The sequence below is a fragment of the Streptomyces sp. NBC_00102 genome, assembly GCF_026343115.1.
GTDB lineage: Bacteria > Actinomycetota > Actinomycetes > Streptomycetales > Streptomycetaceae > Streptomyces.
Genome location: NZ_JAPEMC010000001.1, coordinates 3,473,745 through 3,489,211, shown reverse-complemented (window position 1 = coordinate 3,489,211; position 15,467 = coordinate 3,473,745). Strand labels below are relative to the sequence as shown.

At 71.0% G+C, this 15,467-nt stretch carries 15 protein-coding genes; 5 read left to right on the top strand and 10 right to left on the bottom strand.

All coding sequences use genetic code 11. The features are described 5' to 3' along the window. The first annotated feature begins 161 nt into the window (after positions 1-161). Positions 162-1,049 (top strand): D-alanyl-D-alanine carboxypeptidase family protein, encoded by an 888-nt coding sequence (locus tag OHA55_RS15540; RefSeq protein WP_266706697.1) that lies wholly within the window; start codon positions 162-164, stop codon positions 1,047-1,049. Positions 1,050-1,186: 137 nt separating this feature from the next. Then, positions 1,187-3,214 carry a fibronectin type III domain-containing protein gene (locus OHA55_RS15535; RefSeq protein WP_266706696.1) on the top strand — a complete coding sequence of 676 codons (2,028 nt, stop codon included), beginning with the start codon at positions 1,187-1,189 and terminating at the stop codon, positions 3,212-3,214. A gap of 86 nt (positions 3,215-3,300) precedes the next feature. On the opposite strand, the gene OHA55_RS15530 is transcribed toward OHA55_RS15535, so the two are convergent. The 7 genes from OHA55_RS15530 to OHA55_RS15500 form a co-directional block, all read right to left on the bottom strand. After that, positions 3,301-4,995: an alpha-amylase family protein gene (locus tag OHA55_RS15530; RefSeq protein ID WP_266706695.1), complete on the bottom strand. Its 1,695-nt coding sequence runs from the start codon at positions 4,993-4,995 to the stop codon at positions 3,301-3,303. After that, complete coding sequence (locus tag OHA55_RS15525) at positions 4,992-5,990, bottom strand: TIGR03885 family FMN-dependent LLM class oxidoreductase (RefSeq protein WP_266706694.1); 999 nt, start codon at positions 5,988-5,990, stop codon at positions 4,992-4,994. Before OHA55_RS15525 ends, OHA55_RS15530 begins: the two co-directional genes overlap by 4 nt. 54 nt (positions 5,991-6,044) lie before the next feature. Further along, positions 6,045-8,024 (bottom strand): alpha-glucosidase, encoded by a 1,980-nt coding sequence (locus OHA55_RS15520; protein WP_266706693.1) that lies wholly within the window; start codon positions 8,022-8,024, stop codon positions 6,045-6,047. Positions 8,025-8,244: 220 nt separating this feature from the next. Then, a complete protein-coding gene (locus OHA55_RS15515) occupies positions 8,245-8,805 on the bottom strand; it encodes a DUF3618 domain-containing protein (RefSeq protein WP_266706692.1) in 561 nt (186 codons plus the stop codon). After that, positions 8,802-9,263 carry a phage holin family protein gene (locus OHA55_RS15510; RefSeq protein WP_266706691.1) on the bottom strand — a complete coding sequence of 154 codons (462 nt, stop codon included), beginning with the start codon at positions 9,261-9,263 and terminating at the stop codon, positions 8,802-8,804. Before OHA55_RS15510 ends, OHA55_RS15515 begins: the two co-directional genes overlap by 4 nt. A 183-nt stretch (positions 9,264-9,446) precedes the next feature. Continuing rightward, the gene (locus OHA55_RS15505) at positions 9,447-9,923 is read right to left on the bottom strand and encodes a phosphatase PAP2 family protein (protein WP_266706690.1); all 477 of its coding nucleotides are present in this window, start codon (positions 9,921-9,923) and stop codon (positions 9,447-9,449) included. A gap of 175 nt (positions 9,924-10,098) precedes the next feature. Beyond that, positions 10,099-11,238, bottom strand: a complete 1,140-nt coding sequence (locus tag OHA55_RS15500; protein ID WP_266706689.1) for a YihY/virulence factor BrkB family protein — start codon at positions 11,236-11,238, stop codon at positions 10,099-10,101. A 340-nt stretch (positions 11,239-11,578) separates the two neighbouring features. On the opposite strand from OHA55_RS15500, the gene OHA55_RS15495 reads away from it, so the two are divergent. The 3 genes from OHA55_RS15495 (at position 11,579) to OHA55_RS15485 (ending at position 13,657) form a co-directional block, all read left to right on the top strand. Continuing rightward, positions 11,579-11,986, top strand: coding sequence for an HIT family protein (locus tag OHA55_RS15495; RefSeq protein ID WP_266706688.1), 408 nt, complete (start codon positions 11,579-11,581; stop codon positions 11,984-11,986). 211 nt (positions 11,987-12,197) lie between these two features. Next, positions 12,198-12,794, top strand: coding sequence for a TetR/AcrR family transcriptional regulator (locus tag OHA55_RS15490; RefSeq protein WP_266706687.1), 597 nt, complete (start codon positions 12,198-12,200; stop codon positions 12,792-12,794). 128 nt (positions 12,795-12,922) lie between these two features. After that, positions 12,923-13,657, top strand: coding sequence for an NADPH-dependent F420 reductase (locus tag OHA55_RS15485; protein WP_266706686.1), 735 nt, complete (start codon positions 12,923-12,925; stop codon positions 13,655-13,657). 109 nt (positions 13,658-13,766) lie between these two features. Here the strand turns inward: OHA55_RS15485 and OHA55_RS15480 are convergent, their stop codons facing one another. The 3 genes from OHA55_RS15480 to OHA55_RS36510 form a co-directional block, all read right to left on the bottom strand. Further along, a complete protein-coding gene (locus OHA55_RS15480) occupies positions 13,767-14,675 on the bottom strand; it encodes a cyclase family protein (RefSeq protein ID WP_266706685.1) in 909 nt (302 codons plus the stop codon). 303 nt (positions 14,676-14,978) lie between these two features. After that, positions 14,979-15,170, bottom strand: a complete 192-nt coding sequence (locus OHA55_RS15475) for a DUF397 domain-containing protein (RefSeq protein ID WP_266706684.1) — start codon at positions 15,168-15,170, stop codon at positions 14,979-14,981. After that, complete coding sequence (locus OHA55_RS36510) at positions 15,167-15,409, bottom strand: DUF397 domain-containing protein (protein WP_323180418.1); 243 nt, start codon at positions 15,407-15,409, stop codon at positions 15,167-15,169. The genes OHA55_RS15475 and OHA55_RS36510 overlap by 4 nt, the downstream gene beginning before the upstream one ends. Between the last annotated feature and the right edge of the window lie 58 nt (positions 15,410-15,467).

Sequence of the window (15,467 nt, the reverse complement as noted above, 5' to 3'; positions counted from 1 at the left end):
GGAGGCCGGCCCCGCGCGTTACGATGCGCAGCGCTCCGCACGCCGCCCAAACGCGCCCCGGCGCGCGTACATCCAAGCGGCCTTCCCAGGAGTCTCACCATCAGCGGCTCCCATGCAGCCGCATTCCAGTGGCATTTGGAGCATTTACCTTGAAAATCCGCATGACGGGCATTCGTCGCACTTCGGTCGCGGCGACCGTTACCCTGACGGCCGGTGCCGTCATCGCAGGTGGGGCACTCGCCACCACCGCGCAGGCGGCCACGGTCCCGACGCCCACCGTCGTCGCGCCCGGCGGGTTCGTGATGAACAACGCGAACGCTTCGACGCTCTACTCCAAGGGCGCCGACACCCGCCGCGCCACCGGCTCCACCACCAAGATCATGACCGCCAAGGTGGTGCTGGCCCAGAAGAACCTCAATCTGAACAGCACCGTCACGATCCAGAAGGCGTACAGCGACTACATCGTCGCCAAGGGCGCCTCCTCGGCGCACCTGATCGTCGGCGACAAGGTCACCGTGCGCCAGCTGCTGTACGGCCTGATGCTGCCGTCCGGCTGCGACGCGGCGTACGCGCTGGCCGACAAGTTCGGCACCGGCACGACCCGCGCCGCCCGCGTGAAGTCCTTCCTCGGCAAGATGAACGCCGACGCGAAGGCCCTCGGCCTGAAGAACACGCACTTCGACTCGTTCGACGGCATAAGCAATGGCTCGAACTACTCGACGCCGCGTGATCTGACGAAGATCGCCAGCAGCGCCATGAAGAACTCCACCTTCCGCGCCGTCGTCGCCACGAAGTCGACGAAGCAGAAGGTCACCACGAAGAGCGGTGGCTACCGCTACATGTCGTGGACCAACACCAACAAGCTGCTGAGCAGTTACAGCGGCATGATCGGCGTCAAGACCGGCTCCGGCAGCAACGCCAAGTACTGCCTGGTCTTCGCGGCCACCCGCAACGGCAAGACGGTGATCGGCGCCGTCCTGGCCTCCACGTCCGAGACCACCCGGACCTCCGACGTGAAGAAGCTGCTGGACTACGGCTTCAAGAAGTAGTCCCCGGCACCCGCACAGGTACCCAGGAGGGGCCCGGACCGCGCGCGCTCCGCGCACCGGGCCCCTCCGCCCGTTCCGCTCCTCCCCCCGGCGTCCTCGCCGCTCGCCGGCCCGGTCCGAAAGGCCCCTCTCCCCACGTGACCCCGTTCTCCCGCATACGGCTGCGCACCGCCGCCGCCGTGTCCGTCGCGGCCACCTCCGGCACCCTGCTCGCGGCCATCTGCGCCACCCCCGCCGCCGCGGCCACGGTGACCTGCAAGACCAACTACTTCACGCGCACCTACTACGCGAACACCACGTTCGCCGGTACGCCGAAGAAGACCGACTGCGACAACGTGATGGACCAGAACTGGGTCAACGGCGCCCCCGTTTCCGGTCTGCCGAAGGACAACTTCGCCGTCCGCTACTCCGTCACCCGCGACTTCGGTTCGGGCGGCCCCTTCACCCTCGCCGCCTCGGCGCGCGACGGCGTACGCGTCTACCTCGACGGCGTACGGAAGATCGACATCTGGAAGAACGGCTCCGCCACCGTCTCGAAGTCGGTCAACCTGACCATCCCGTCCGGCAAGCACACCCTGCGCGTCGACTACGTCAACTGGACCGGCGCCGCGAACGTCAAGTTCTCCTACGCGCCCCGCACGTCGAAGACGTACGACAAGGTCAAGCCGCGCACCCCCACCGGTGTGAAGGCCGCCCACGACACCGCCTCGGGCAAGGTCAAGATGAGCTGGCCGGCGAGCGTGGAGATGGACCTCGCCGGATACCGGGTCTACCGGCGCCTGGCCGGCACCACCACGTACACGCAGGTCGGCTCGGGCACCGCCACGAGCTGGACCGGCCTCAACCCCGAGCCCGGCAAGACCTATTACTACGAGGTCCGCGCCGTCGACAAGGCCGGCAACGTCTCCACCGGCTCGGCCGACATCGCGACGCTCTCGCCGCTCATGACCACCCCGACCGGTCTCGCCGCGACAGGTACGGACACCGGCATCACGGTCGCCTGGAAGCCGGTGGCGGGCGCGACCCGCTATCTGCTGAACCGCAGCGGCGCCGGAACCGCCACCACCGTCTCGGTGACCGGCACCTCCTTCAACGACACCACCGTCGCCCGGTCCGCCCAGTGGCAGTACCGGGTGGCCGCTGTGGACGGCGCGGGCCGCACCTCGGCGTACACCCCCGCGACCTACACGGCCGCCGCCGCGCACCGCACGGTCGCCGCCCCGCACAGCCTGACGGCGACCCCGGCCGCGTCCTCCGTGACGCTCTCCTGGCTCCGGGCGACCACCGACGGCTCGGTATCCGGCTACCACGTCTACCGCTCCACGACCCTGCCCGTGGACACCACGTCGGCCCCCGTCGCGGACGTCGTCGCATCGACCCTGCTCGCCGACGGCAGTCGCCGCTTCACCTGGACGGACAACTATCCGGTGGGCAGCACCACGTACCACTACGTGGTCAGAGCGTTCGACTCCACCGGAAAGGAGTCCGCAGCCGCGGCCAACGTCACCACCACAACCCTCTACGAGGACCTCACACCCCCGGCACCCGTCACCGGCCTGAGCGCGGAGGCGACCGACTACGGCGTCGAATTGCGCTGGAAGACCGGTGCGGAGGCCGACATCGTCCGCCAGCGGATCCTCGTCGGCGAGCTGGTCACGGACGAGGAGGAGGGCACCTCGGTCTGCTACGCGCTCTCCTCCGTGTACGTCGGACCCACCGTCACCTCGTACCGTGACGTCCGGCTTCCGGACGGCGAGGAGCGCTGCTACTTCATCGACGTCCAGGACACCTCGGGCAACAACAGCATGAGCGACCCCGAGGCCAACCCGGTCGTGACCGTCGTCGAGCGGGACCTGACACCGACCGTCGAAACCCCGGAGGGCTCCCCGGTCACCGTCACCGGTGAGGCCGGAACCACTGGCGGAGTCCAGCTCACCTGGCAGCCGGTCACGGACGCCACCGGCTACACGGTCGAGCGCTGGAACCGGGTCACCGAGACGTACGAGCCGATCGCGGACGCCACGTCCCCGTCCACCGTGACCACCGCCACCGACCGCACCGCCGCCGCGGGCACCACGCACTTCTACCGCGTGGCCGCCCTCTACGCGGACGGCACGGCTTCCGTACCCGGCACTGTCGGCGTGGTGCTGGAACCGGCCGCGTGAGCTGATCACCCGACGGTACGACACACCCCACGGGCCCCGCGCGGACGAGCGCGCGGGGCCCGTGGCCGTATCCCGGGGGTCCCGGCTCACTCCTCGATTGTGCGGTCGGGGTCGTCCAGCGGGGTGTTCACCCGGAGCCAGCGGTAGCCGTACGGTTCCAGTGCCAGATCGACCCGCCCACCGGCCGCCGACTTCACGCCCTCACCGTCGGCCAGGTCGGTGAGAAGACGACCGCCCCGCAGCCCCGGCACCTCCATCGCCACGGTGAGCCGGCGGCCGGTGAAGTTGTGCACGGCGAGCACCGCCCCCTCGGGCAGCGACGCGAGATGCGCCAGCGCCCCCGGCACGTCGGTGTCGAGCACCTCGCAGTGGCCCCACGCCAGTTCGGGTGCCTCCCGGTACCGCTCGATGAGGTTCCGCAGACGGGACAGCGTGGAGTCGGGGTCCCGCGTCTGGTCATGCACGTTGACCCGCTTCGGGCCGTACGCGCCCTCCACCACCGGATTGGGCAGTGTCACGCCCTCGGCCCGGGTGAAGCCGCCTTCCTTGTCCGGTGTCCACTGCATGGGGGTCCGTACCGCCTGGCGGCCGGGTGCGGCGAGGTTCTCCCCCATCCCGATCTCCTCCCCGTAGAAGAGGACCGGAGTCCCCGGCAGGGTGAGCAGGAGACTGTGCGCCAGCTCCACCCGGCGCCGGTCGCCGTCGACCATCGGCGGCAGCCTGCGGCGCAGCCCGCGCCCGTAGAGCCGCATGTCCTCGTCGGGTCCGAAGGCCGCGAAGACCTCGGCGCGTTCGTCCTCGTCCAGCTTGTCGAGCGTCAGCTCGTCGTGGTTGCGGACGAAGGTCGCCCAGTGCGCGTCGCGGGGCGGGACCGGGCGCTCGCGAAGGGCCTGCGCCAGCGGTCCGGCATCCTCGCGTGCCATGGCGAGGTACATCCGCTGCATGCCGATGAAGTCGAAGCAGAGGGTCAGTTCGTCCCCCTCCCCGGCCTCGGCGCCGCCGAAGAACCGGGCGGTGTCGGCGTACGGCAGGTTCACCTCGCCCAGCAGGATCGCCTCGCCGTTGCGGCGGCCGAGGAAGGCCCGCAGGTCGGCGAGGTACGCGTGCGGGTCGGGCAGCGCGCCCGCGTCGGGCTGCCCGTCGGTCTCCAGCAGGAAGGGCACGGCGTCCACCCGGAAACCGGAGAGCCCGAGTTCCGTCCAGAACCCCATGATGCGGGCTATCTCGTCCCGTACGGCGGGGTTGGCGACGTTGAGGTCGGGCTGCTCCTTGTAGAAGCGGTGCAGGTAGTACTGCCCGGTGCCCTCGTCGTACTCCCAGACGCTCTTCTCGGCATCGGGGAAGACGACCCCCTGCGGACCGTCCTCCGGAGGCGTGTCGCACCAGACGTACCAGTCGCGGTGGGCCGAGTCACGGCTGGAGCGGGCGTCCAGGAACCAGGGATGGTGGTCGGAGGTGTGGTTGACCACCAGGTCGGCGATGACGCGGATGCCCCGGTCCCGGGCGGTCCGCACGAACTCCGTGAAGTCGCCGAGGGTGCCGAGCCGGGGATCGACGCCGTAGAAGTCGGTGATGTCGTAGCCGTCGTCGCGTTCCCGGGTCGGGTAGAAGGGCATCAGCCAGACGCAGGTGACACCGAGGCGCACCAGGTGGTCGATCCGCTGGGTGAGCCCGGCGAAGTCGCCGGTCCCGTCGCCGTCGCCGTCCTGGTACGTCTCCACGTCCAGGCAGTAGACGACGGCGTTCTTCCACCACACGTCGGAGGTGCGGGTCAGCCTCACCGGGCACCTCCGGCCACGGCGGGGGCGGGCCGGGTGACGTCGAGGCGCGGGAGGACCTTGTCTCCGAACGCGTCGATGAAGGCGCTCTGTTCGACGCCCACGTGGTGCAGCATGACCGAGTCGAAGCCCAGGTCGGCGTACTCCTGGAGCCAGGCCGCGTGCTGCCCCAGGTCCGCGGAGACGTTGACGCTCTCGGCGACCCGTTCCGGTGTGACGTATTCGCTGACCCGGTCGAAGGTCTCCGCCGAGTCGAGGTCCCAGCTCGCGGGCGGCCCGTGCACGTTGGTACGCCACTGGTCGTGGGCGAGGGCGAGCGCGGTGTCGTGGTCGGGGTCCCAGGCCAGGTGGACCTGGAGGTGCAGCGGACCGGCGCCGCCCGCCGAACGGTAGGCGTCCACGATCCGCACCAGATCGTCGTGCGGGGCGTTCACGGTGATCAGGCCGTCCGCCCATGCGGCGCACCACCGCGCGGTCTCCTCGCTGCACGCGGCGCCGATCAGCGGCGGCACCGCCTCGGGAAGCGTCCAGAGCCGCGCCCGGTCCACGGTCACCAGGCCCTCGTGACTCACCTCCTCGCCGTGCAGGAGCGCCCGGATGATGTCCACGCACTCCCGCAGCCGGGCGTTGCGGACCTCCTTGCGCGGCCAACCGGTGCCGGTGATGTGCTCGTTGGACGCCTCGCCGCTGCCCAGGGCGGCCCAGAAGCGGCCCGGGTACATCGCGGCGAGGCTCCCGATGGCCTGGGCGACGACCGCCGGGTGGTAGCGCTGCCCCGGGGCGTTGACGACACCCAGCGGGACGGAGTCGGTGGCTTGGAGGGCGGCCCCGAGCCAGGACCAGGCGAAGCCCGACTCGCCCTGCCGGACGCTCCAGGGCGAGAAGTGGTCCGAGCACATGGCGGCGGTGAAACCGGCCTGCTCGGCGCGGACGACGGCGGCCAACAGGGCTGCGGGCGGCACCTGTTCGTGCGATGCGTGGAATCCGTAGACGGTCATGGGGCGCGGGTACCCGGGGATGCGCGGATCATCTTCGCGGCGCCCCGCCCTGGCTCAGCCGACGCGGCGGTGCGCCCTCGCCTCCCACGGGGCGAGCACCAGGCGGCCCGGCTTCTGGGGCGCCGACAGACCGTTGCCGAGAAGGAGTTCGGCGCCCACCCAGTCCGCGAGGCCCGCTCCGGCTCCGGCTCCGGCTCCGGCTCCGGCAAGGTCCACGGCGACGGTCTGGCCGGTGAAGTTGCCGAGGACCAGCAGCGCCATACGCCCGTAGGACCGGGTGAACGCGTAGATCCGCTCGTCGTCCGGCAGCAGCATCCGGAAGTCACCGTGCACGACGGCCGGTTCGGTGTGGCGCAGCGCGATCAGCCGTCGGTAGTGGTGGAAGACGGAGTCGGGGTCCGCCCGCGCGGCCTCGGCGTTGACCTCGGTGTGGTCGGGGTTGGCCGGAAGCCAGGGGGTGCCGGTGGTGAACCCGGCGTGGCGGGAGGCGTCCCACTGCATGGGGGTACGCGCGTTGTCCCGGCCCATCGCCCGCAGACCGGGCAGCACCTCCTCGGGCCGGGCTCCGGCGCCCGTCGCCTCGGCGTAGTGATGGAGCGATTCGATGTCCCGGAAGTCCTCGATGGTGGCGAACGGGGCGTTGGCCATGCCCAGTTCCTCGCCCTGGTAGACGTACGGAGTGCCCCGGTGCAGGTGCAGCACGGTGGCCAGCATCTTCGCGGAACGGGTGCGGTGACGGGGGCCGTCGTCGCCGAACCGGGAGACCACGCGCGGCTGGTCGTGGTTGTTCCAGTACAGGCTGTTCCAGCCGACGTCCGCGAGGCCCTCCTGCCAGCGGCCCAGGGACGCCTTCAGATCGGTCAGCCGCAGCGGGCGCGGGTCGAACTTGCCGCGCCCGTGGTCGAGCCCGACGTGCTCGAACTGGAACACCATGTCCAGCTCGGCGCGGCGCGGATCGGTGAAGAGTCTCGCCTGCTCGACCGTCACCCCGGGCATCTCCCCGACGCTGAGCAGCCGGCCCGGGTAGCGGGCCAGCACCTCGCGGTGCATCTCCCGCAGGAACTCGTGGATGCGCGGGCCGCAGACGTAGTGGGGCGATCCGTCGCCGAACGGTCCGTCGCCGGTGGGAACGCCGTCGGGCAGGTCCGGGTCCTTGGAGATGAGGTTGACGACGTCCATCCGGAAACCGTCCACACCACGCTCCAGCCACCAGCGCATCATGGCGTACACGGCCTGGCGCACTTCGGAATTCTCCCAGTTGAGGTCGGGCTGGCCCGGCGCGAACAGGTGGAGGTAGTACGCCCCGCTCGCCTCGTCGTACGTCCAGGCGGGACCCGAGAAGAAGGAACCCCAGTCGTTTGGCTCCCGCCCGTCGCGCGGAGGGCGCCACCAGTACCAGTCGCGCTTGGGGCCCTCCGGATCGCGGGACTCCTGGAACCACGGGTGCGCGTCCGAGGTGTGGTTGACCACCAGGTCCATGATCAGCTTCATGCCACGTGCGTGCACGGCGTCCAACAGGCGGTCGAAGGCCGCCAGATCGCCGAAGACCGGGTCGATGTCCTGGTAGTCGCTGATGTCGTAGCCGTTGTCGGCCTGGGGCGACGGATACACCGGCGACAGCCAGAGCACGTCCACCCCCAGCTCCGTGAGGTGGTCGAGCCGGGCGGTGATGCCGTCCAGATCGCCGATCCCGTCGCCGTCCGAATCCGCGAAGCTGCGGGGATAGACCTGGTAGACGACCGCCGATTTCCACCAGGCCGTCCCGTCACGCGTCCCGTCACGCGTCCCGTCGCGTGTCCCGTCCTGCGTCCCGTTGCGTGTCCCGTCGCGTGTCCCGTCCTGCGTCCCGTCGCGTGTCCCGTCGCGTGTCCCGTCCTGCGTCCCGTCGCGTGTCCCGTCGCGTGTCCCGTCCTGCGTCCCGTCGCGTGTCCCGTCGCGTGTCCCGTCCTGCGTCCCGTCGCGCGTTTCCTCGCCCGGTGGCGTCACCTCTTCGGGTGCCGGCCTCTCCGCGTCACTCGCCCGCTCCGGTGCCATCGCCGCTCTCCTCCACCCGGCCGGGGAAGCACGGTCCGCCTCCACCGCTTCTGCTACCTCTGCCCGGCTCCGGCCCCGGCACCCGCGTCCGCGCACATTCCGGCCGCTGCACCGACGGCAGAGGGGCGCCGCGCACGAGAGGGCGGGGCGGACCGGTGTTCCGGTCCGCCCCGCCGAGCGTCGTGCGCTTCCCCGCCTTCCCACGGGCCCCGCCACCCCCTCAGCGCTTTCCGGTGCGGCGCTTCCCGATCACCAGGAGCAGTGCGACGGCAGCCACCGCGAGCAGCGGCCCGCGCCGCCGACTGACAGCACCGCGGGTCCGGGCGGCCTGTTCCCCGAACGCGTCCGGAGCCCTCTCCCCGACCTTCGCGGCGACGGCCGACGCGGCGGATTCGATCCGGTCCTTGGCCTGCACCGCCTTCGCCACCACCGGGGCCGGAAGCTTCTCCTGGGCGTCCCGTGCGATCCGGCCGGCCCGGTCCCTGGCGAGCGCCGCCGTGTCCCGGGCCTGGACCTTGGCGGCACCGGCCTTCTCCTCCACCTGCGCCTTGGCGTCCATCGCCTTCAGCCGGGCCTGGACCTTGACCTCCGTCGCTTTCAGCCTGGCTTGCGCCTTGGCGTCCTCGGTCTTCCGCTGGACCTGCGCCTTCACGTCCGCCTTCGCCGCCAGGGCTTCGACCGTCTGTCCGAGTTGCTCGCGTGTCGCCTCCGCCTGCGCCCGCAGTTCCTCAGGGGTCTGCGGGTCGTCGTGCGGGGGCCGGGACTGGGGCGTGTCGTTCATCGGTGCGCCTTCTCCTTGATCTCTGCCATGTCGGCCTTGACGTTGTCGATGGCCCGCTCGGGCTTGGGCGGGGTGGCCAGCGCGAGCTCCTTCTTCCCCTTCGCGGCCAGCACTCCGGCGACCGCCGCGAGCACGGCGCACACGATCAGCGCCGAGGCCCATACCGGGAGAACGGTGGCCAGCCCGGCGATCGCCGCGGCGACCAGCGAGGCCAGCGCGAGGAACCCCACGGTGGCCGCGCCGCCGAAGAGCCCGCCGCCGAGCCCGAACCGCTTGCCCTTCTGTGTCATCTCCGCCTGCGCCAGGCGCATTTCGTCCCGTACCAGCTGCGAAAGCTGCTGGGACGCCTGGGTCACCAGGGTCCCGACCGAGGAGTCCTCGACCCGGGGGCTCCCTCCGGGACCGGTACCACCGGGCCCGGTACGGTCCCGTTCGGCAAGGTGCTCAACCGTGCTCATGACACGCGCCGCCTTCCCTCGCGGAGTCGCCCCCTGCCGGGCGCTCGTCCGCCGCATATCTGCCGATTGTCATGAATACATCTGAAAGGCGGCTACCCCCGGGAATCGGCGGCATGCGCACCCTTCGTGGTCCCTCCCGTACGGCGGGAAAGGCCCCCCGCACGGAACAATCGGCCCGCCCGCTCAGAGCAGTCGGCGCCACCAGAGCTTCGGCACGCGACGGACCAGCCAGGCGCTCGCCAGCCCCAGGGCAGCTCCGGCGGCCACATCGCTCGGGTAGTGCGCCCCCGACTGCACCCGCTCGACCGCCACCCCTGCCGCCGGGACGGCGCAGAACGCGCCCACGACCGGGGATACGGCGGCGACCGCGGCGGTGAACCCGACAGCGGCAGCGGTGTGGCCGGATGGGAAGGACGAACTGTCGGGCCGGTCATGGACCCCCTCGTGCGGGATCAGTTCGGCGGGCGGTCTGCGTCGCTCGTAGAGCTGCTTGCCCACACCGTTGGAGAGGAGTTCCGCGAGCCCCATCGCAGCCAGTCCGGCCACCGCGGCCTTCCGCTGCCGCCCGCCGCCCAGTACGACCATCACGCCCGCCGCGGCCCACCAGAGCTTGGTGCGCTCGGCCGCCGACTCCACGGCCGGCAGCACCTCCCGTGTCACCGGTGACCGCCACCGTGCCACCGGTGGGTCAGCAGGCGATCGCCCAGCCGCAGGGCGTTCAAACCGGTCGCGAGGCCGTGGTCCTCACCGTCGTCCACTGTCCTGTACACCGCTGTTCCGTCCTCTGCTCGTCATGGGGTACTGGCCGCGTCAGGGCCGGGACCGGCCCTCGGAATCAGCCGAGCCGCCGACGGTCCTCGTCGGACCACTTGGAGGTGTCGCGTGGTTCGACGTACGGCTCCTCGGTCGCGGGAAGGCCACCGACGATGGCGCGCTCCCGGCTCATCTCCGCGTCGAATTCGAGGCCGAGAAGGATCGCGAGGTTGGTGATCCACAACCACACCAGGAAGACGATTACCCCCGCGAGGGTGCCGTACGTCTTGTTGTACGAGGCGAAGTTGGCGACGTACACCGCGAAGCCCGCCGAGGCGGCCAACCAGATCAGGAGAGCCAGGACACTGCCCGGGGTGACCCAGCGGAAGCCCCGCCCACGGGCGTTGGGCGCGGCCCAGTAGAGGATCGCGATCATCAGCGTGACCAGCACGGCGAGGACCGGCCACTTCGCGATCGACCACACGGTCAACGCGGTGTCGCCGACTCCCAGCGTCTCGCCGGCCCGGCGGGCGAGGGGGCCGGTGAAGACGACGATCAGGGCGCTGATCACCGCCATCACCATCAGGACCACGGTCAGCCCGAGGCGCAGAGGCAGTATCTTCCACACCGGGCGCCCCTCGGGGAGGTCGTAGACGGCGTTGGAGGAACGGATGAACGCCGCGACGTAGCCGGAGGCCGACCAGACGGCCAGCACCAGGCCCACCACGGCCATAACCGATCCGACGCCACCGTTGTTCTGCAACTGCTCCACGGCGTCGGTCAGCATGTCGCGGGCCGGTCCGGGCGCGAGCTTCTTCAGGTTGTCCATGACCTTCTGGGTGGTCGACTCCCCGACGAGACCGAGGAGCGACACCAGTACCAGGAGAGCCGGGAAGAGCGCGAGGATGCCGTAGTAGGTCAGAGAGGCGGCCCGGTCGGTGAGCTCGTCGTCCTTGAACTCCTTGCCCGTCCGCTTCAGCACCGCCCACCACGACTTCTTGGGCATGGCGGTCGGGGCCTCGGGCGCGTTGGCCTCCACCTCGGGGCCGGGGCCGGCGTTCTCGTCCTGGGACCCGGGGCCGGGGCTGTGCCGTTCGGCGTCGGGGCCGCGCTTCTGCGAGGAAGCCTCCGCGTCATGGTCCCGGCCGGCGCGGTGGTGTCCGGCGCGGTGGTGCCCGCCGGGTTCTTCCTGTTCATAGGGGGATTCGGGGGTCGGTGCCATGCCTCACGAGTAACCCCGTCACCGGATCGGAAACGATTCCGCGCCCGCACGGTGAGGCGACCGGCCATCCGGCCCAGCCCGCCTGCTGTTTCCGTTCGAGCCGTGACGCCGCACAAGGAGGTGAGACCCGTGAACGCCGTAGCGATGTGGGTGCTGCCCCTGCCGTCACGGCCGGGCGATTGACGTCGCTGTCGCCGGGAGCGCCTCGACATGCCGGCCACTCCCGAAGGACAACACCCGTGAACGCCCGGCAGCATGAGGCCCGACGGCACGTGGTCGCGGCCGCCCGTCCGGTTCTCCGGGCGGGCGGCCGCGGTCGCGTCTGTCAGGGTCGGGCACCATGGACTGCGTCTTCTGTGCTCTCATCCAGGCCGACTCGGCCCGGTGGGTCGCTCGCGGGCCGGTGGCCCTCGCCTTCGCCCCGCTCACGCCGATAGCCCCCGGCCACGCCCTGGTCGTCCCGGCCTCGCACTTCGCCGACCTCTTCGACACACCTCCTGAGGTCCTCGCGGAGACCATGGCGCTGGTGCGGCGGGTCGCCGACGCGATGCGGTCCGCGCTCGGGGCCGACGGGGTCAACGTCCTCAACGCCAGCGGCCCGGGCTCGGAACAGTCCGTTCCCCACCTGCACTTCCACGTGATCCCCCGGTGGCAGGACGACGGCTTCTCGACCTGGCCCACGGGCCGTTCACAGCGGCGGCTCCAGGACGACCCGATCGCGCGGCTCGCCTCGGCCGTCGCCGGGTGACCAGGGGCGGAAAGCCGGGCCGGGCCAATCCTGCCCGGCAGTCCGACGGCGATCCAGACGGTCGCACGCGGTGGTCCGGGGCACCCCGGAGCCCCCTGAGCCAAGTTGACCGGAGCCTGCCTCCGTTTTACGCTGGAGCAATACGGAGGCAGCCTTCGTTTCCTGGTACCACTTTCGGGACCGCTTTCCCTGACGGCAGCGAGGAGCGCGCGTGGACATCGAACACCGGCCCGTACGCAAACCGCGTGCGGATGTCCTGCGCAACCGGGCCGCCCTGCTGGAGGCGGCGCAGCGGCACTTCCTGCGGCACGGGGTGGGCGCGTCACTGGAGGCGATCGCCAAGGACGCCGGCGTGGGCCCTGCCACGCTGTACCGGCACTTCCCCACCCGGGAGGCGCTGCTCGCGGCGGTGCTGCAAACGCGTTCGGACGAGTTGCTCGCCCGCCGGGCGGAGATCGCCCGGGTCGCCGACGCGGCCGAAGGGCTGCGGCAGTGGCTCCGGGCACTGGAGGAGTACTTCAGCGCGTTCAGCGGTCTGCCGGAGCCGCTCATGGCCGCGGCCAAGGCGCGGGAGCCGGGCAATCCCCTGACCCTGCCCTGCGGCATCCTGATCGACACGACGGACGAGTACGTCGAGGCCGCCCAGCGCGCGGGACGCGCCCGGCCCTCGGTCACGGGGTACGACCTGTTCCTCGCCGCCTGTTCCGTCGCCTGGCTGATGGGTACCGGCGCCGCCGACGAGGAAGCCCTCGGCCGCCTGCGCGACCTGATCGAAAGCGGTTACCGGCAACCCGGTATCGGAGAGTAGCCCTCCCTCCGCGAAGCCCCTCGCGGAAGCCCCGAAAAAGCCCCCAGTTGTCCGGGCCCCGCCGGCCCGGCCGCCCGTCACGTCGTCCCTCCCACTGAGGAACGACGCATTCTCCAGAGGAACACATCATGAAACTCGGCATTGTCGGAACAGGTCCGATCGGGACCGTGCTGGCGCGCACGTTCAGCGCGGGCGGGCACGACGTCCAGGTGGCGAACTCCCGGGGCCCGGAGACCGTGGACCCGTCGGTGACGGAGTTCGGGGCGCGCGCGGTGACCGCACAGGAAGCCGTTCAGGACAAGGATGTGGTCATCCTGTCCGTCCCCTTCACCCGCATCCCGGACGTAGCCGGACTCTTCGCCTCCGTACCGCCGCAGACCGTGGTCATCGACACCTCCAACTACTTCCCCCATCTGGGCGGGCGCGTCGAGCCCGTCGAAGACGGCCAGGTGGAGAGCGTGTGGGTGGCCGAACAACTCGGGCGCCCCGTGGTCAAGGCGTGGAACGCCGCCTTGGCCGGCACCTTGCAGACGCGGGGGCTGCCGGCCGGAACTCCCGGCCGCATCGCGCTCCCGGTCGCGGCCGACTCCGACGAAGCCCGCCGCATCGGTATGCGCCTGGTGGACGAGAGTGGCTTCGACCCCCTCGACGCCGGCGTGCTGGCCGATTCCTGGCGCCAGCAGCCGATGACGCCCGCCTACTGCACCGAACTGGTTCTGAAGGACCTGGGACCGGCCCTCTCCGCCGCCGACCGCGGCGAGGCACCCCGCAACCGGGACCGTCAGATGAGCCGCTTCGCCACGCTCACCGCCATGCCGACGCTGGACGAGGTGGTGGACCTCAACCGCTCCCTCCACCGCTGACCCACGCGATCTCCGGGCCGGCCCGCTCAGCCGCTCTTGCGCGGTGCGGCGGACGCAGACGTCCGCTCCACTTCGGTACGGGTCGCGGCGGACGACGCCGGGGTGCCCGTCAGAAGATCGCCAGCGGATTGACCGGGATGCCGGTCAATCCGTGGATGCGCGGGGGCGCCACCGAGAGCAGAAAGGCGTAACGGTTCAACTCCGCACAGACGGCGGCCACTTCTCCAAGTTCCGTCACGTCGATCAGGGGCATGCCCAGCAGCGGCAGCGCGACGCGGTGCAGAGGTCCGGGTACGGCGGGGTCCAGCGGCGGGTACGCGTCGCCGAGGTCGCCGGCGTACAGGGACACCCCGCGCCGGTGCATCCACCGCACCGCGTCCAGGCTGATACCCGGCATCGGCTTCTCCGGGTCGATGGCGTAGACCCACCCGCAGCGCACCACCAGGGCGTCCCCGGACTCCAGCCGTACGTCCTGGCGGGCCTCGGCGGCCTCCAGGTCCTCCGAGGTGATCGGGTGTCCGGCGGGCAGCGGGCCCTCGAAGGCCAGGTCGAGCAGGACACCCCGGGTGACGATCCCGGCCGCGAACGCCGCCGTGGAGCCGTGCCGTACGCCGGTCGGGGTCACGCTCTCCGCGAGCGGCCGCCCCGGGTAGACCTGCCCGTCCACGACCTGGTGCCCCAGCGCGTCGAGGTGGGTCGAGCGCACATGGTGGTTGGTCACCAGCATCATGTCCGCCGTCGCGGGGGCCCCTCCGGTGTACTGCATCAGGTGCTGGACCGGCGAGTCCTCGCGGGTGGTGGGGGCGAAGGGTCCACTGACGAACGGAGCCGGCCGGATCGGCTGGGCCAACGAGACCGCTCGCCCGGTACGGGCCTCCGCGGCGCCCCTGGCCCTGGCCTCCCTGGTGATCAGGTTGAGCGTACCCAGCTCGTCGTCGGCGCCCCAGCGGCCCCAATTGCTGGGCAGTTCTGGTGCGTTGGACGCGCCGGTGGTGTCGTTCCTCGGTTGCGCGCTCATGGCGCACCCTACTATACCGATCGTTCTTTCTTGCCCGGTGGATGTCACGCAATCCGGTACGGCGGATTCGCCGGAGCCGACGCGGCCCTGAGCGTCAAGTCTCGCCCTGGCGCGCGTGGTTGCGGTGAAGATCCCGGTTCAGAGCCCCGGTTCGCCGAATGCGAGCCCGCCAGGACTCCTCACGACGCCCGAGGGCGACGGACGGCGGGGGCCGGTTGCCCGTCCCGTCCGCTGGCACGCCGGCGTATCCGCCCTTGCATACGGGGCCCGCTCACGCCGGAGCCGTCCCGGATGGCCACTCGATCAGGAGCCGGCGCTCTCCGTGCGGCACAACTCGGCGCTGAAGGCCGCCCAGGCTGCGGGCGCGACGACGAGGACGGGGCCGTGGGGACGCTTGGAGTCGCGTACGGCTACGGAGCCGGGGACGTTGCGGGCGACCTCTACACAGTCGCTGTTCATGCTGCTGTAACTGGACTTGGTGAACTCATAGTTCATCGCTGACCGGCTTCTTTGCTCGGGTCGGGAGACGTTGCCGCGGCAGATCTGAGTGCGGAACCCTCACGTGGCAATTGAGGCCTTACCCCAGAACCGCGTCTTTCACCCTCGCCCACTCCCTGGCTACTGTCCCCTGCGGAGATCGCCCCGCTCTCGTCAGAGCGAGCGGTCACCCAGGCGTCCCAGACAGTGGTCGCCAACACAAGCACGGGGCCGTGGGGCCGCTTGGAATCGCGCACGGCCACGGAGCCGGGGGCGTTGCGGGCGACCTCGGCGCACTCTGGCCGTTGTTCCCGT